This is a genomic window from Pseudomonas simiae, assembly GCF_000934565.1.
Taxonomy (GTDB): domain Bacteria; phylum Pseudomonadota; class Gammaproteobacteria; order Pseudomonadales; family Pseudomonadaceae; genus Aquipseudomonas; species Aquipseudomonas simiae.
The window spans coordinates 5,523,228-5,539,328 of sequence record NZ_CP010896.1 but is presented as its reverse complement, the minus strand read 5'-3'; the positions used below and the strand labels follow the sequence as shown (position 1 = coordinate 5,539,328).

The following is a 16,101-nucleotide window of genomic DNA, read 5'->3' as shown; positions in this document are numbered from 1 at the left end:
CCGGGCTTCCTGCGTGCCATCTGCCCGCGGTTTGGGCCGCACGCCTCTCGATGGTCTGAAAAAGATGCGTGATAATAAAGCATGCCCCGCTTGACGGCTAGCGCCGTCGGAGACCCTTGTAATGCCCGAGCAAGATCTACGTTTACAACAGCTGGAAGTCTGGCTGGATGAGCAGTTGCCGATCCTTTTCAACGCTCAAGGCTGGGGTGTCGTACCCCCGGCCACATTGACCGCGGCCAGCAGCGACGCGAGTTTCAGGCGCTATTTCCGTTGGGAAGGCGGTGGCCGTACCTTCGTGGTCATGGACGCTCCACCCCCCCAGGAAAACTGCAAACCATTCGTCGATATCGCGCATTTGCTGGCGAAGTCAGGGATAAATGTTCCAAAAATTTACGCAGAAGATTTGCCGCGCGGCTTTCTTTTGCTCAATGACCTGGGCAGAAAAACCTATCTGGACGTGATTGACGACAAAAATGCCGACCCATTGTTTGCCGATGCCATCGACACCTTGCTGGCTTTCCAGCAATTGCCGATGGACGCGCCGCTGCCCAGCTATGACCTCGCCTTGCTGCGCCGCGAGCTGGAATTGTTTCCGGAGTGGTACGTGCGCCGTCACCTGGGTATCGAACTGGATGCGCAGCAGCAAGCGCTATGGCAGCGCGTCAGTGACCACCTGATCGACAGTGCCCTGGCGCAGCCGAAAGTGCTGGTGCATCGCGACTATATGCCGCGCAACCTGATGATCAGCGAACCCAACCCTGGCGTGCTGGATTTCCAGGATGCGGTCTACGGGCCGGTTACCTATGACATCACCTGCCTGTTCAAGGACGCCTTCCTCAGCTGGCCCAAGGCCCGCGTGCAGGAATGGCTGCGTGGGTATTGGGAGCGTGCGCGGCAACTGAACATTCCGGTGCAGGCGGATTTCGACGATTTCCTGCGCGCCAGCGAACTGATGGGCGTGCAGCGCCACCTCAAGGTCATCGGTATCTTCGCGCGCATTTGCCATCGTGACGGCAAGCCACGCTATCTGGCCGACGTGCCGCGCTTCTTTGCTTATATAGAAGCCGTGCTGGCCGACCGTCCGGAGTTGAGCGCGTTGGGTGAATTGCTCGCCAGCCTGCGCCAACCCGCCGAGGCCAATGTATGAAGGCGATGATCCTGGCCGCCGGCAAGGGCGAGCGGATGCGCCCACTCACCTTGCACACGCCCAAGCCACTGGTGCAGGCCGGCGGCAAGCGTCTGATCGAGTATCACCTGGAAGCGCTGGCCAAGGCCGGCTTCACCGATATCGTGATCAACCATGCCTGGCTCGGCCAGCAGATCGAAAACTACCTGGGGGATGGCGCGCAATTTGGCTTGCGCATCCGTTACTCCCCCGAGGGCGAGCCGCTGGAAACCGGCGGCGGGATCTTCCAGGCATTGCCCTTGCTGGGGGACGAACCTTTCCTGGTGGTCAATGGCGATATCTGGACCGACTACGACTTCACCCAACTCAAACGGCCGCTCAAGGGCCTGGCTCATCTGGTGATGGTCGATAACCCGGCCCATCACCCTTCGGGCGGTGATTTCTACCTTGATCAAGGTTTGCTTCATGATGCCGCGCCCGGTGCCGATAACCTGACCTTCAGTGGCATTTCCGTGCTCGACCCCAAGTTGTTCGAGGGGTGCAGCGCGGGTGCCTTCAAGCTGGCACCGCTGCTGCGGGCGGCGATGGCCAAGGGACTGGTGACGGGGGAGCACATGATAGGACGCTGGATTGATGTCGGTACGCTGGAGCGCCTGGCGCAGGTCGAAACCCTGCTGACAGCGGGGCAGTAACATGCTGTGGCCAGGGACGCTGATCGGCGCCGGGGCTGGCTTTGCCATTGCCAGTATTCCGGGGGCCATGCTGGGCGCACTGTTGGGGCAGGCACTCGACCGCCGCCTGCAACTGCACAGTTGGGCGCAGTTGCGCGAGCGCCTGGGCGGGCGCCCGGCGTTGCGCAATGACGAGCTGTTATTCGTGTTGCTGGGGCGTTTGGCCAAGAGCAACGGTCGGGTCGCCGATGGTCATATCCAACAAGCGCGCCAGGAAATGCGCTCGCTGGAGATGACCGACTCGGCCCAACGTCGCGCGATTGCGGCCTTCAATCGCGGCAAGTCCGGCTCCGACCGGGTGCGCAGTTATCTACGTGTGCTCAAGGCCCAACCCCATGCCGCGGAAGGCTTATTGCGCGCATGCTGGCGCATGGTCTGGGCGGACGGACGGGCGGATGACGCCGAACGTGACTTGATTGACCTGTGGGGCAAATGGCTGGGGTGGACGCCGCAGCAGCTGCAGGCGCTGGCAGCCGACTACAAGCCGGAGCGCAAGCCGCTGGTCAGTCGCGGTGTTACCTATCAGGACGCGTTGCGCTTGCTGGGTGTGACGGCCACCACCGAGCCATCTGTGATCAAGCGGGCTTATCGTCGACTGCTCAGCCGCCACCACCCGGACAAGATCGCCGGCACCGGCGCCAGCCCCGCACAAGTGCGTGAGGCAACCGAGCGTACTCGCGAGTTGCATAACGCCTATGCGTTGATTCGCGAGCGTCGGGATTTCCGTTAGTGTGCCCAACCCCCCTCTGTAGGAGCTGGCAAGCCAGCGCCTACAGTTTGATCGGGTTCACAGTCAGCGATCAGTCAGCCGTCGCCTGCGGGCTCAACCAGCCGCGGATCCTGCGATACAACTGCTCCTGCTCGGCAGCGCTGTTGCCGGGCAAGGCTGTCAAGGACACCTGTTTGTAACCTTCATTTTTCAAACGCTTGGCCGCCTGCGCGCGGGCCAGGGCGTTTTTGCGTGATTGGGCGTTGTCTTGATAGAAGACATCGGCGGTCGGCAACTTCAGGCCAGGGGCCAGTTGTTGTACATCCGGATGACGTCCGCTGGGCGTCTGTGCCGCCACCATCACAAACTTCTGCACTTGGGACGGTTGTTTCTCGCTCAAATAACGTGCGGCCCACCAGGCACCGGTGCCATGGCCGAGCAGTACCACGCTGCGCGCGCTTTGTGTTTGGGCGAACGCCACGGCGGCGTCGATGCGGTCGAAGATGCGCGAGGCGTCGGACTTGTCCTGCTCATCGGCACCGGGCACCACCGCCGGGTCGGTGCCTTCGGCTTCGGCGCTGGCGGCTTGCTCGATGGGTTTGTCGGCGGTGCTCGCTTCCTTGCTGCTGGTGTCGACAGTCGCCTTGGGCGCTTCCATTACACGCGGTGGCAGCGTATCCACGCTCACGTCCGGCAACGACAGGCTGAGGCTGCCCCAATTGGCGTCCGGGAATTTGTGCCGCAACGGGCTGATTGCTTGCGGCCAGTCAGCATTTTCGCCGGCACCCGGTACGATAATCACCACGCCTTCGGGCTCGGCGCTGTTGGCCGGTTTCCACAGGGCGAGGAAGGAATCGCTGCCGGCCTGCAATTGTTGCTGTTCCTGCTGCGGGATCTTGCGCTCCAGGGCGCTGGCTTCTGCCTGGCTGCGCTCGGGCAAGGGTTGGCGCTCGACCGGTTTTTCCGCGGTAGGTTCGGGCGCGTCTGCGGCTCGTACAGAAAAGGCGCTGGTAAAAAGCAGCGACAGGCACAATGCTGGCAGTGCTGAACGGTGAAAAAAGGGCATCGTAAATTCCCGGCCAGAAGTGATTCCAGCAGCCTAATGGGTTGGTCAGTATTTGTCAGTGATGTGAGACGTGGATCATGGGTTTTCGCTGTCTGCTGGTTATCGGCTTTTTGTGCCTTGCCTTGATGGCAAATGCCGCCCCTGCGCCCGTCGCGCCCCAGGCGCAACTCAATGCGCAACAACGCGAATGGCTGGCCCAGCACCCGGAACTGCGGGTGGGCCTGGTGTTACAGGCGCCGTTCGCGCAATACGACCGGCGTTTGCAGCGGCTGTCCGGGGCCAACGTCGAGCTGATGCAGTGGTTGGCCAAAGCGTTGAACATCGAATTGACCTGGCGCAACTTCCCAAACCAGGAGCAGTTGGAAGCGGCCCTGAGCGACGGCGAGGTGGATATCGCTCCCGGCCTGCAACAAACGCCGGCCGGTTTGCGCCTGTGGTTGTTCAGCGACCCCTATATGCGCGTGCCGCAACACATCGTTGGCATCCGTGATGGCGGCGGGGCGGTGGAGTTGGAGAAACTCGATGAGCAATCCCGCGTCGCCGTGCGCATGCCCAGCGCCGTGGCCGATTACCTGCGCAGCACCTATCCCGGCCTGAACCTGCAAGGCGTGCCCATGGAGCGACAGGCCCTGCAATTACTGGTAAGCCAGCAAGCGCGTTATGCGGTGGTGGATGAAGCGCAATTGAGCCGTTTGTCCGGCGAGGCGGAGTTCGCCGGGCTGGCGGTGGTGGGCGATATCGGCCTGCCGCAATTGCTGCGGGTGGCCACGCGCCGGGAATGGCCGGAACTGGCCAGCATCATGGAAAGCGCCCTGCGCGCCATTCCCGCCCGCGATCTGGACCAACTGCACAGCCGCTGGCTGCAACCTAAATACCCACGCCTGACGGAATCCCCGGGCCTGTGGCAAAACCTCAGCCTGTTGCTCGGCCTGTTGCTGCTCGCCAGCCTGGCCACCGTATTCTGGCTGCGCCGCCAACAACGGGTGCTGGAGCACAACCTTTTGGCTGCGCGCGAAGAAAGCGCCGCCCGCGCCGCCGGTGCCGAAGCCTTGCGGCTGACTCAGTTTTCCATCGACCAAAGCACCGTCGGCATCCTTTGGGTCAACTGGGACAGCCACGTGCGCTACGCCAACCGTGCGGCCGAAAGCATGCTCGGCTACGGCCCCGGCGCACTGATCGAGCGGCCACTGGTCGACCTTGATCCGAGCCTGGACATGGACCGCTGGCTCAACCTATGGAAACGCGCGCGGGCCAGCGAAGACGGGCCGCAGAACTTCGCCACCGATTGCCGGCGCGCAGATGGCAGCATCCTGCCAACCAATGTGTCCTTGAGCTTTCTGCGGTTTGCCGAGGCTGAATACCTGGTGGTTTACCTCAATGACGTCACCGAGCTGCGCCGCACCCTGGCGGCATTGCTGCAAAGTGAAGCACAGCTGCGCGAACTGTCCGCTCACCTGGAAACCGTTCGCGAAGAAGAGAAGGCACGCATCGCCCGTGAGGTGCACGACGAACTCGGGCAAATGCTCACGGTGCTCAAGCTCGAGACCTCAATGTGTGAGTTGGCCTACGCGCAACTTGACCCCGGTTTGCACGAGCGCTTGAACAGCATGAAGCGCTTGATCGCCCAGCTATTCCAGTTGGTGCGGGACGTAGCGACGGCGCTGCGTCCGCCGATTCTGGATGCGGGTATCGCGTCAGCCATCGAGTGGCAGGCGCGGCGCTTTGAAGCGCGTACGCAAATTCCCTGTTTGGTGCAGGTGCCGGATAACCTGCCGACACTCATTGATGCCAAGGCCATTGGCTTGTTTCGGATCCTGCAGGAGGCGCTGACCAATGTGATGCGCCATGCCCAGGCGCATACTGTTGAACTGACCCTGGCCCTGGAGGGCACGGATTTGCGCTTGACCATCAGCGACGATGGCGTCGGTTTCGTCCAGGCCCAGGGCCGCCCGGTGTCGTTTGGCCTGGTGGGCATGCGCGAGCGCGTGCTGATCATGGGTGGGCAATTGAGCCTGGACAGCGAGTTGGGGGAGGGCACCACCCTGAGCGTCACGGTGCCGTTGGATGCATAACACCAAGAGGAAGCCCTTGTGATCCGCGTATTGGTAGCCGAAGACCACACCATCGTTCGTGAAGGCATCAAGCAATTGATCGGCCTGGCCAAAGACCTGTTGGTGGTTGGAGAAGCCAGCAATGGCGAGCAATTGCTGGAGGCGCTGCGCCACGTGCCCTGCGAGGTGGTGTTGCTGGACATCTCGATGCCCGGCGTCAATGGCCTGGAAGCGATTGCGCGCATCCGTGCGCTGAACAATCCGCCGGCAATCCTGGTGCTGTCGATGCACGACGAAGCGCAAATGGCCGCCCGCGCCTTGAAGGTGGGCGCGGCCGGTTACGCCACCAAGGACAGCGACCCGGCGCTGTTGCTCACGGCGATTCGCAAGGTGGCGGCGGGTGGGCGTTATATCGACCCGGACCTGGCCGACCGGATGGTCTTCGAAGTCGGCCTCACCGATGCCCGCCCGTTGCATTCACTCCTGTCGGAGCGTGAGTTCTCGGTGTTCGAGCGCCTGGCCCAGGGCGCGAACGTCAACGACATCGCCCAACAACTGGCGTTGAGCAGCAAGACTATCAGCACCCACAAGGCGCGGCTGATGCAAAAGCTCAATATCACCTCCCTGGCGGAACTGGTGAAGTACGCCATGGAACACAAGTTGCTGTAACAACATGCCTGTTTACGACCACCTGTAAGCCGCGCTGATCCCATTCCCGGTGCACGGCAGCGTGGCACTGTCCCATCCCCGCCATCCGTGTAGGGCGATCCCTACCCCAAACCTTCCATCCGGCTGATGTGATTCTCTCCTGGCCCCCGATTTTCGGGGGCTCGCGCCTGGACTACGCTTGTCTCACAGCAGTCCAAAACAAAAAGGTGTTGGTATGAGCGAGGTGGATTCAAATGATGTGCTGGTCAGCTTTCGTGGCGTGCAGAAGAGCTACGACGGCGAGAACCTGATCGTCAAAGACCTCAACCTGGAGATTCGCAAGGGCGAGTTCCTCACCCTGCTCGGGCCTTCCGGTTCGGGCAAGACCACCAGCCTGATGATGCTCGCCGGCTTTGAAACGCCGACCGCCGGCGAAATCCAGCTGGCCGGGCGCTCCATCAACAATGTGCCGCCGCATAAGCGCGACATCGGCATGGTGTTTCAGAACTACGCGCTGTTTCCGCACATGACGGTCGCCGAGAACCTGGCGTTCCCGCTGTCGGTGCGAGCTTTAAGCAAGACCGATATCAGCGAGCGGGTCAAACGCGTGCTGAGCATGGTCCAACTCGACGCGTTCGCCCAGCGCTATCCCGCGCAACTCTCCGGTGGCCAGCAACAGCGCGTGGCCTTGGCCCGAGCGCTGGTGTTCGAACCGCAATTGGTGCTGATGGACGAACCCCTCGGCGCCCTCGACAAGCAACTGCGCGAACACATGCAGATGGAGATCAAGCACCTGCACCAGCGCCTCGGCGTGACGGTGGTGTACGTGACCCACGACCAGGGCGAAGCCTTGACCATGTCTGATCGGGTGGCCGTGTTCCACCAGGGCGAGATCCAGCAGATCGCTGCACCGCGCACCTTGTATGAAGAACCGAAGAACACCTTTGTCGCCAACTTTATCGGCGAGAACAACCGCCTCAATGGCCGCCTGCACAGCCATAGCGGCGAGCGCTGCGTGGTGGAGCTGGCGCGTGGCGAGAAGGTCGAGGCGCTGGCGGTCAACGTCGGCCAGGTGGGTGGCCCGGTGACGCTGTCGGTACGCCCTGAACGCGTCAGCCTCAATGGCTCCAGCGAATCTTGCGTCAACCGCTTTTCCGGGCGGGTGGCGGAATTCATCTACCTGGGCGACCACGTACGTGTGCGCCTGGAAGTCTGCGGCAAGGCCGATTTTTTTGTGAAACAACCGATTGCCGAGCTGGATCCAGCCCTGGCGGTCGGCGACGTGGTACCGATTGGCTGGCAAGTCGAGCACGTTCGCGCACTCGACCCACTTTTAGAGGCGAATTGATCGCCCCCTGGCTTCACCAACCCTGCACTTGGAGAGAACAACAATGTTGAGTTCCTTGAAGTATTCCGTTTTGGCATTGAGCTTGATGGGTGCGACACAGGCCATGGCAGGCCCGGATCTGACGGTCGTGTCCTTTGGCGGCGCGAACAAGGCGGCCCAGGTCAAGGCCTTCTATGCACCGTGGGAAAGCGCGGGCAACGGCAAGATCGTCGCCGGCGAGTACAACGGTGAAATGGCCAAGGTCAAAGCCATGGTCGACACCAAGAGCGTGTCCTGGGACCTGGTGGAAGTGGAGTCGCCGGAACTGTCCCGCGGCTGCGATGAAGACATGTTCGAGCCCCTGGATCCGAAACTGTTCGGCAACACGGCTGACTACGTGAAGGGTGCGATCCAGCCGTGTGGCGTGGGCTTCTTCGTGTGGTCGACGGTGCTCGCCTACAACGCCGACAAGCTGGCATCCGCGCCAACCAGCTGGGCGGATTTCTGGGACACCAAGAAATTCCCTGGCAAGCGTGGCCTGCGCAAAGGCGCCAAGTACACCCTGGAATTCGCCTTGATGGCTGACGGCGTTGCACCGAAAGACGTGTACAAAGTGCTGGCCGGCAAAGACGGCCAGGACCGCGCGTTCAAGAAGCTCGACGAGCTCAAGCCGTCGATCCAGTGGTGGGAAGCCGGCGCACAACCGCCGCAGTACCTGGCCTCGGGTGACGTGGTGATGAGCTCGGCGTACAACGGCCGCATTGCCGCCGTGCAGAAAGAAAGCAACCTGAAAGTGGTGTGGAACGGCGGCATCTACGACTTCGACGCCTGGGCCATCCCTAAAGGCCTGGCCAAGGATCGTGCCGAAGCGGCGAAAAAATTCATCGCCTTCTCGGTGCAGCCACAGCAACAGAAGACCTACTCGGAAAACATCGCCTACGGCCCGGCCAATACCCAAGCCGTACCGTTGCTGGCCAAGGACGTGCTGAAGGACATGCCGACCACTCCGGAAAACATCGCCAACCAGGTGCAGATCGATGTGAGCTTCTGGGCGGATAACGGCGAGCAGCTGGAGCAGCGCTTCAATTCCTGGGCTGCCAAGTAACACTGCATAACCCTGTGGGAGGGGGCTTGCCCCCGATGACGGCGGTCCAGTCGATATATGTGTTGACTGAAAGTCTGCCATCGGGGGCAAGCCCCCTCCCACAAGGGATTTCTTGTGTGTGAAAGGTTGCATTCATTTTCAAGATTCGGAGTCAGCCATGGCCATCGCCGTTCCCTCGAACGAGGTCAGCAGCCCCACCCTCAAGCAGCGCCTGGCGCGTGCCGAGCGGCTCAACCGCTGGAAGGCCCAGGCCTTGATTGCGCCGCTGGTGCTATTCTTGCTGCTGGTGTTCCTGGTGCCGATTGTGGCGCTGTTGTTCAAAAGCGTCGGCAACCCGGAAGTGGTAGGCGGTTTGCCGCGTACCGTGGTGGCGGTGACGGCCTGGGATGGCCGGGGCCTGCCGGGCGAGCCGGTGTACCAGGCCCTCAGTGAGGACTTGAGCGAAGCCCGCCAAAACCAGACGTTGGGCGATCTGTCCAAGCGCTTGAACATGGAACTGGCCGGCTACCGCAGCCTGCTGACCAAAACCGCGCGGGCGCTGCCGTTCAGTGAAGCGCCGGCCTCCTATAAAGACGCGCTGGAAAGCCTCGATGAACGCTGGGGTGACCCGGCGTACTGGCAAGCGATCCGGCGCAATACCAGTAGCCTGACGCCGTTCTATCTGCTGGCGGCTGTCGATCACCGCATCGACGACCTCGGTGAAGTGGCACCGGCCACGCCGGACCAGGCGATCTACCTGGATATCTTCGCCCGTACTTTCTGGATGGGCCTGGTGATCACGGCGGTCTGCCTGCTGTTGGCTTATCCCCTGGCGTACCTGCTGGCCAATCTGCCTGCACGCCAAAGCAACTTGTTGATGATCCTGGTGTTGCTGCCATTCTGGACCTCGATCCTGGTGCGCGTGGCGGCCTGGATCGTACTGCTGCAGTCCGGCGGCCTGATCAACAGCGCACTGATGGGCATGGGGCTGATCGATAAGCCGTTGGAGCTGGTGTTCAACCGTACCGGCGTCTACATCTCCATGGTGCACATCTTGCTGCCGTTCATGATCCTGCCGATCTACAGCGTGATGAAGGGCATTTCGCCCACCTATATGCGTGCGGCCATTTCCCTGGGCTGCCATCCGTTCACCAGCTTCTGGCGTGTGTACTTCCCGCAGACCTACGCCGGTGTCGGCGCCGGTTGCCTGTTGGTGTTCATTCTGGCGATTGGTTACTACATCACCCCGGCATTGCTGGGCAGCCCGAACGACCAGATGGTCAGTTACTTCGTGGCGTTCTACACCAACACCAGCATCAACTGGGGCATGGCAACGGCGTTGGGTGGCTTGCTGCTGCTGGCCACCGTGGTGCTGTATTTGATCTATAACCGGCTGGTAGGCGCCAGCCGCCTGCGCCTGAGCTGAGGAGACCTTTCGATGCTGAGCCCTTATATGTCGCCCGTCGAGCGGGTGTGGTTCTACAGCTTGCGGATCCTCTGCGGCTTGATCCTGTTGTTTTTGATTCTGCCGGTGCTGGTGATCATCCCGCTGTCATTCAACAGTGGCAGTTTTCTGGTGTACCCGTTGCAGGGTTTCTCGCTGCACTGGTACCAGGATTTCTTCGCCTCCGCCGAATGGATGCGTGCTCTCAAGAACAGCGTCATTGTCGCCCCGGCGGCCACGGTGCTGGCCATGGTGTTCGGTACCTTGGCGGCGATTGGTCTGACTCGCGGCAACTTCCCTGGCAAGGCGCTGGTCATGGCGCTGGTGATTTCGCCGATGGTGGTGCCGGTGGTGATCATTGGCGTGGCCAGTTATCTGTTCTTCGCGCCGCTGGGCCTGGGCAACAGTTTTTTCTCGCTGATCGTGGTGCATGCGGTGCTGGGCGTGCCGTTTGTGATCATCACCGTGTCGGCGACGTTGCAGGGGTTCAACCACAATCTGGTGCGGGCGGCGGCCAGCCTGGGTGCTTCGCCACTCACTGCGTTTCGCCGGGTGACCTTGCCGTTGATTGCACCAGGCGTGATTTCCGGGGCGCTGTTTGCCTTCTCCACGTCGTTTGATGAGGTGGTGGTAACGCTGTTTCTCGCCGGCCCCGAGCAAGCGACCCTGCCGCGTCAGATGTTCAGCGGCATCCGCGAAAACCTCAGCCCGACGATTGCCGCCGCCGCGACCTTGCTGATTGCCTTCTCGGTGTTGTTGTTGCTGACCCTGGAGTGGTTGCGCGGGCGTAGCGAGAAACTGCGCACCGCACAGGTTTAACTATCAGATGAAGATCACAATGTGGGAGCGGGCTTGCTCGCGAATGCGGTCTATCAGTAACACGTGCACTGGCTGACCCACCGCCTTCGCGAGCAAGCCCGCTCCCACATGGGGCCTGTGTTGAACCAGAAATTGCCATTCAGCCGCTGAATGCTAGGCAACCCAGATTCCCCAGCTATTCTTGTGCCAGCCCATCTCCGAATAAGAGGCCGCGCACATGAGTACTTCCTCATTCAAGATCGCCCATAAACTGCTGACCGGCGCGGGCGCCATCGAACAACTGGCCGCCGAACTGACGCGCCTGGATGTGGATAACCCGCTGATCGTCACCGACGCCGCGCTGGTCAAGTCCGGTACCGTGGCGCTGGCCCTCGAACACCTGGGCGAACGCAGCTACGAAATTTTCGACCGCGTACTGCCTGACCCCGAAATCGCCATTGTCGAAGACTGCATGCGCGTCTACCGCGAGGGTGGGCATGACGGTTTGATCGGCCTGGGCGGCGGCAGCGCCATCGACATTGCCAAAAGCGTTGCCGCCTATGCCGGTTACCACGGCGCCCTGGCGGACTTGTTCGGCGTCGACCAGGTGCCGCGCAAGGGCCCGCCGCTGATCGCCATTCCCACCACGGCGGGTACTGGTTCGGAGGTGACCAATGTGGCAATCCTCTCCGATAAGGCCGCGCAGCTGAAAAAAGGCATCGTCAGCGACTACCTGCTGCCGGACGTCGCACTGATCAGCCCGCAAATGACCCTGACCTGCCCGCGCAGCGTCACCGCCGCCAGTGGCGTGGATGCGTTGGTGCATGCTATCGAATCCTACCTGTCGCTGAACGCCTCGCCGATCACCGACGCCCTGGCGATTGGCGCGATCAAGCTGATCGCCCATGCATTGCCCAAGGCCTACGCCAACCCAGCCAACCTGCAGGCCCGTGACGACATGGCCACCGCCAGCCTGATGGCCGGCATGGCGTTCGGGAATGCGGGAGTCGGCGCGGTGCACGCGTTGGCGTATCCACTGGGGGGGCGTTTCAATATCGCCCATGGCGTGAGCAATGCGCTGTTGCTGCCCTATGTGATGCACTGGAACAAATTGGCCTGCGTTGAGCGCATGCAGGACATTGCGCAGGCCATGGGGGTGAATGTCACCGGCCTGAGCGTCAACGATGCCGCCGACCAGGCGGTGGAAGCGATGACGCGACTGTGCGCTGCGGTGGAGATCCCGGCAGGGCTGCACAGTTTCGGGGTGCCCGAGGACGCGATCCCCGCGATGGCGGTGGAGGCGGCGGGCATTGAGCGGCTGATGCGCAACAACCCGCGCAAGCTCAGCGCGGCCGATATCGAGAAAATCTACCGGGCCGCTTACTAACCGTTGAGTTAGGTCACGGTGCGCGCGGCAAAGCATGAGGTATACAATGCGCGCCATCGTGATTTAGCTCAAAAAAGGTGCGTCATGCAGCCCTTCGTCATTGCTCCATCGATTCTCTCTGCCGACTTCGCCCGCCTGGGTGAGGAAGTGGACAAAGTGTTGGCCGCCGGTGCCGACTTCGTGCACTTCGATGTCATGGACAACCACTACGTACCCAATCTGACCATCGGCCCGATGGTCTGCGCCGCGTTGCGTAAGTACGGCATCACTGCGCCGATCGATGCACACCTGATGGTCAGCCCCGTGGATCGCATCATTGGCGACTTCGTGGAAGCTGGCGCAACCTACATCACCTTCCACCCGGAAGCCTCGCTGCACGTCGACCGCACGCTGCAGCTGATCCACGAAGGTGGCTGCAAGGCGGGCCTGGTGTTCAACCCGGCCACTCCGTTGAGCGTGCTTGAGTACGTGATGGACAAGGTCGACATGATCCTGTTGATGAGCGTCAACCCCGGTTTCGGCGGCCAGAAGTTCATCCCTGGCACGCTGAACAAGCTGCGCGAAGCCCGTGCGTTGATCGATGCGTCCGGCCGCGATATCCGCCTGGAAATCGACGGTGGGGTCAACGTCAACAACATCCGCGAAATCGCCGCCGCTGGCGCCGACACCTTTGTGGCCGGCTCGGCGATCTTCAACGCGCCGGACTACCAGGAAGTCATCGATAAGATGCGTGCCGAGCTGGCGCTGGCGCGTCCATGAGCGGCTTTGAGCAGCTGTTCCCCGGCAAATTGCCACGGCTGGTGATGTTCGATCTGGACGGCACCTTGATCGACTCGGTGCCCGACCTGGCGGCGGCGGTGGACGAAATGCTGCTCAAGCTAGGGCGTAAGCCGGCCGGGATCAAGTCGGTGCGCGAATGGGTCGGCAACGGCGTGCAGATGCTGGTGCGCCGGGCCTTGGCCAACAACATCGATGCTGAAGGTGTCGATGAAGTCGAAGCCGAGCACGCCCTGGAATTGTTCAACGCCGCCTATGAAGACGGCCACGAGTTGACCGTGGTTTACCCCGGCGTGCGCGACACCCTCAAGTGGCTGAGCAAGCAGGGCGTGGAAATGGCCCTGATCACCAACAAGCCGGAGCGCTTCGTCGCGCCGCTGTTGGACCAGATGAAAATCGGCCGGTATTTCCGCTGGATCATCGGTGGCGATACCCTGCCGCAGAAAAAACCCGACCCGGCGGCGCTGTTTTTCGTGATGAAAATGGCCAATATCCCGGCCTCGCAGTCGTTGTTTGTCGGCGATTCGCGCAGTGATGTGCAGGCGGCAAAGGCGGCGGGTGTGCAGTGCGTAGCTCTCAGTTACGGCTATAACCATGGTCGGCCGATCGCCGAAGAGTCGCCTTCACTGGTGATTGATGACCTGCGCCTGTTAATCCCCGGTTGCTTGGGAGCTGGCGCTGAGATAACGTTGCCCGATACCGATCCGTCCCCTTCTGGAAATTCCATCGTGGTGGTCACTCGCAAACTCTGGATGAAAGTCATTAAGGCCCTGGCCCGCTGGCGTTGGCGCGCCTGACTGTTCCTGGCCGCGCTCTGCGGCACGTTTGCATACCTGACTGTTAGACCCTCAAGCCACGAGGCATATCATGACCCGCGAAGAATTCCTGCGTTTGGCTGCTGCCGGCTATAACCGCATCCCCCTGGCCTGCGAAACCCTGGCCGACTTCGACACGCCGCTGTCGATCTACCTGAAACTGGCCGACGAGCCTAACTCCTACCTGCTTGAGTCCGTACAGGGCGGCGAGAAGTGGGGGCGTTACTCGATCATCGGCTTGCCGTGCCGCACGGTACTGCGTGTACACGACCATCACGTGAGCATTACCCATGATGGCGTCGAGATCGAAAGCCACGATGTCGACGACCCGCTGGCGTTCGTCGAAGCGTTCAAGGCGCGCTACAACGTGCCGACCATTGCCGGCCTGCCGCGTTTCAACGGCGGTCTGGTGGGTTACTTCGGTTATGACTGCGTGCGTTATGTGGAAAAACGCTTGGGCAAATGCCCGAACCCGGATCCGCTGGGTGTGCCGGACATTCTGCTGATGGTTTCCGATGCGGTCGTCGTATTCGACAACCTGGCCGGCAAGATGCACGCGATCGTGCTCGCCGACCCGTCCCAGGCCGACGCCTTCGAACAAGGCCAGGCCAGCCTCGAAGCCCTGCTGGAAAAACTACGTCAGCCGATCACCCCGCGTCGCGGCCTGGACCTCAGCCGTCCACCGGCCGCCGACCCGGTGTTCCGCTCCAGCTTTACCCAGGATGACTACGAGCGTGCCGTCGACACCATCAAGGAATATATCCTCGCCGGTGACTGCATGCAGGTGGTGCCATCGCAACGCATGTCCATCGACTTCAAGGCCGCGCCGATCGATCTGTATCGCGCATTGCGCTGCTTCAATCCGACGCCGTACATGTACTTCTTCAACTTTGGTGACTTCCACGTGGTGGGCAGTTCGCCGGAAGTGCTTGTGCGTGTCGAAGACAACTTGATCACCGTGCGCCCGATCGCCGGTACGCGCCCGCGTGGTGCGACCGAAGAGGCCGACCTGGCGCTGGAAGAAGACCTGCTGAGCGACGACAAGGAAATCGCCGAACACCTGATGCTGATTGACTTGGGGCGCAATGACACCGGGCGTGTCTCGGAAATTGGTTCGGTGAAACTCACCGAGAAGATGGTGATCGAGCGTTATTCGAATGTGATGCACATCGTGTCCAACGTCACCGGCGAGCTGAAAGCCGGCTTGACTGCGATGGACGCACTGCGCGCGATTCTGCCGGCGGGCACCTTGTCGGGTGCGCCGAAGATCCGCGCGATGGAAATCATCGACGAGCTGGAACCGGTGAAACGTGGTGTCTACGGCGGCGCCGTGGGTTATTTCGCCTGGAACGGCAACATGGACACGGCCATTGCGATTCGTACGGCCGTGATCAAGGACGGAGAGCTGCACGTGCAGGCCGGTGGCGGGATTGTCGCCGACTCGGTGCCGGCCCTCGAGTGGGAAGAAACCCTGAACAAGCGCCGCGCGATGTTCCGCGCCGTTGCGCTGGCTGAACAGACCCCTAATTCTTGAGGTTTCCCCCATGTTGCTGATGATTGATAACTACGATTCCTTTACCTACAACGTTGTGCAGTACCTGGGCGAGTTGGGTGCCGAGGTCAAGGTGGTGCGCAACGACGAACTGACCGTGGCCGAGATCGCAGCCCTGAACCCGGAGCGCATCGTGGTTTCGCCAGGCCCGTGCACGCCGACCGAGGCGGGTATTTCCCTGGAAGCGATCCAGTATTTCGCCGGCAAGCTGCCGATCCTGGGCGTGTGCCTGGGCCACCAATCCATTGGCCAGGCTTTTGGCGGCGACGTAGTGCGCGCGCGCCAGGTGATGCACGGCAAGACCAGCCCGGTGTTCCATAAAGATGTAGGCGTGTTTCATGGCCTCAACCTTCCGGTGACGGTGACCCGCTACCACTCGCTGGTGGTCAAGCGCGAAACCCTACCGGAATGCCTGGAGCTGACCGCCTGGACCCAACTGGAAAACGGCTCGGTCGACGAAATCATGGGCCTGCGCCACAAGACACTGAATATCGAAGGGGTGCAATTTCACCCCGAGTCGATCCTGACCGAGCAGGGCTACGAGCTGTTCGCCAACTTTCTCAAGCAGAGCGGCGGCACGCGCTAA

General features: G+C 61.6%; 15 protein-coding genes. 14 read left to right on the top strand and 1 reads right to left on the bottom strand.

Features of this window, described 5'->3' with window-relative positions:
• Positions 1–121: 121 nt before the first annotated feature.
• Genes PF1751_RS25255 through PF1751_RS25245 form a run of 3 tightly spaced genes read left to right on the top strand, consistent with a single transcriptional unit; the run spans position 122 to position 2,587 of the window.
• A complete protein-coding gene (locus PF1751_RS25255; protein WP_021491373.1) occupies positions 122–1,147 on the top strand; it encodes an aminoglycoside phosphotransferase family protein in 1,026 nt (341 codons plus the stop codon).
• On the top strand, positions 1,144–1,818 hold the full coding sequence (gene murU / locus PF1751_RS25250; protein ID WP_021491374.1) for an N-acetylmuramate alpha-1-phosphate uridylyltransferase MurU: 675 nt from the start codon (positions 1,144–1,146) through the stop codon (positions 1,816–1,818). The genes PF1751_RS25255 and murU overlap by 4 nt, the downstream gene beginning before the upstream one ends.
• A 1-nt stretch (position 1,819) precedes the next feature.
• On the top strand, positions 1,820–2,587 hold the full coding sequence (locus PF1751_RS25245) for a TerB family tellurite resistance protein (RefSeq protein WP_010206963.1): 768 nt from the start codon (positions 1,820–1,822) through the stop codon (positions 2,585–2,587).
• A 70-nt stretch (positions 2,588–2,657) separates the two neighbouring features.
• Here PF1751_RS25245 and PF1751_RS25240 read toward each other — a convergent pair whose 3' ends face one another.
• On the bottom strand, positions 2,658–3,632 hold the full coding sequence (locus PF1751_RS25240; protein WP_044287975.1) for an alpha/beta hydrolase family protein: 975 nt from the start codon (positions 3,630–3,632) through the stop codon (positions 2,658–2,660).
• Positions 3,633–3,709: 77 nt separating this feature from the next.
• Here PF1751_RS25240 and PF1751_RS25235 point away from each other — a divergent pair, with 77 nt between their 5' ends.
• From PF1751_RS25235 to PF1751_RS25185, 11 genes are all read left to right on the top strand, one after another.
• A complete protein-coding gene (locus PF1751_RS25235) occupies positions 3,710–5,704 on the top strand; it encodes a PAS domain-containing sensor histidine kinase (protein ID WP_042571473.1) in 1,995 nt (664 codons plus the stop codon).
• Positions 5,705–5,722: 18 nt separating this feature from the next.
• Positions 5,723–6,352 (top strand): response regulator, encoded by a 630-nt coding sequence (locus PF1751_RS25230; protein WP_010206959.1) that lies wholly within the window; start codon positions 5,723–5,725, stop codon positions 6,350–6,352.
• Between the two features lie 214 nt (positions 6,353–6,566).
• Entirely contained in the window at positions 6,567–7,679 is a 1,113-nt protein-coding gene (locus PF1751_RS25225; protein ID WP_010206958.1) for an ABC transporter ATP-binding protein, read from the top strand.
• 43 nt (positions 7,680–7,722) lie between these two features.
• A complete protein-coding gene (locus PF1751_RS25220; RefSeq protein WP_010206957.1) occupies positions 7,723–8,763 on the top strand; it encodes an ABC transporter substrate-binding protein in 1,041 nt (346 codons plus the stop codon).
• Between the two features lie 157 nt (positions 8,764–8,920).
• The gene (locus tag PF1751_RS25215) at positions 8,921–10,168 is read left to right on the top strand and encodes an ABC transporter permease (RefSeq protein WP_044287974.1); all 1,248 of its coding nucleotides are present in this window, start codon (positions 8,921–8,923) and stop codon (positions 10,166–10,168) included.
• A 12-nt stretch (positions 10,169–10,180) separates the two neighbouring features.
• Positions 10,181–11,005, top strand: a complete 825-nt coding sequence (locus PF1751_RS25210; RefSeq protein ID WP_010206955.1) for an ABC transporter permease — start codon at positions 10,181–10,183, stop codon at positions 11,003–11,005.
• Between the two features lie 217 nt (positions 11,006–11,222).
• Complete coding sequence (locus PF1751_RS25205) at positions 11,223–12,371, top strand: iron-containing alcohol dehydrogenase (protein ID WP_021491377.1); 1,149 nt, start codon at positions 11,223–11,225, stop codon at positions 12,369–12,371.
• Positions 12,372–12,455: 84 nt separating this feature from the next.
• Positions 12,456–13,130, top strand: a complete 675-nt coding sequence (gene rpe, locus PF1751_RS25200; protein ID WP_010206952.1) for a ribulose-phosphate 3-epimerase — start codon at positions 12,456–12,458, stop codon at positions 13,128–13,130.
• Positions 13,127–13,945 carry a phosphoglycolate phosphatase gene (locus tag PF1751_RS25195; protein ID WP_044287973.1) on the top strand — a complete coding sequence of 273 codons (819 nt, stop codon included), beginning with the start codon at positions 13,127–13,129 and terminating at the stop codon, positions 13,943–13,945. The genes rpe and PF1751_RS25195 overlap by 4 nt, the downstream gene beginning before the upstream one ends.
• Positions 13,946–14,015: 70 nt before the next feature.
• Positions 14,016–15,497, top strand: coding sequence for an anthranilate synthase component I (gene trpE / locus PF1751_RS25190; protein ID WP_044287972.1), 1,482 nt, complete (start codon positions 14,016–14,018; stop codon positions 15,495–15,497).
• Between the two features lie 10 nt (positions 15,498–15,507).
• Positions 15,508–16,101 carry an aminodeoxychorismate/anthranilate synthase component II gene (locus PF1751_RS25185; protein ID WP_044287971.1) on the top strand — a complete coding sequence of 198 codons (594 nt, stop codon included), beginning with the start codon at positions 15,508–15,510 and terminating at the stop codon, positions 16,099–16,101.

Coding starts and splice junctions, on each gene's coding strand:
- PF1751_RS25240 (WP_044287975.1), bottom strand. CDS start 3,632: ATGCCCTTTTTTCACCGTTCAGCACTGCCAGCATTGTGCCTGTCGCTG.
- PF1751_RS25205 (WP_021491377.1), top strand. CDS start 11,223: ATGAGTACTTCCTCATTCAAGATCGCCCATAAACTGCTGACCGGCGCG.
- murU (WP_021491374.1), top strand. CDS start 1,144: ATGAAGGCGATGATCCTGGCCGCCGGCAAGGGCGAGCGGATGCGCCCA.
- PF1751_RS25215 (WP_044287974.1), top strand. CDS start 8,921: ATGGCCATCGCCGTTCCCTCGAACGAGGTCAGCAGCCCCACCCTCAAG.
- PF1751_RS25235 (WP_042571473.1), top strand. CDS start 3,710: ATGGGTTTTCGCTGTCTGCTGGTTATCGGCTTTTTGTGCCTTGCCTTG.
- PF1751_RS25195 (WP_044287973.1), top strand. CDS start 13,127: ATGAGCGGCTTTGAGCAGCTGTTCCCCGGCAAATTGCCACGGCTGGTG.
- PF1751_RS25220 (WP_010206957.1), top strand. CDS start 7,723: ATGTTGAGTTCCTTGAAGTATTCCGTTTTGGCATTGAGCTTGATGGGT.
- rpe (WP_010206952.1), top strand. CDS start 12,456: ATGCAGCCCTTCGTCATTGCTCCATCGATTCTCTCTGCCGACTTCGCC.
- PF1751_RS25225 (WP_010206958.1), top strand. CDS start 6,567: ATGAGCGAGGTGGATTCAAATGATGTGCTGGTCAGCTTTCGTGGCGTG.
- PF1751_RS25245 (WP_010206963.1), top strand. CDS start 1,820: ATGCTGTGGCCAGGGACGCTGATCGGCGCCGGGGCTGGCTTTGCCATT.
- trpE (WP_044287972.1), top strand. CDS start 14,016: ATGACCCGCGAAGAATTCCTGCGTTTGGCTGCTGCCGGCTATAACCGC.
- PF1751_RS25210 (WP_010206955.1), top strand. CDS start 10,181: ATGCTGAGCCCTTATATGTCGCCCGTCGAGCGGGTGTGGTTCTACAGC.
- PF1751_RS25185 (WP_044287971.1), top strand. CDS start 15,508: ATGTTGCTGATGATTGATAACTACGATTCCTTTACCTACAACGTTGTG.
- PF1751_RS25255 (WP_021491373.1), top strand. CDS start 122: ATGCCCGAGCAAGATCTACGTTTACAACAGCTGGAAGTCTGGCTGGAT.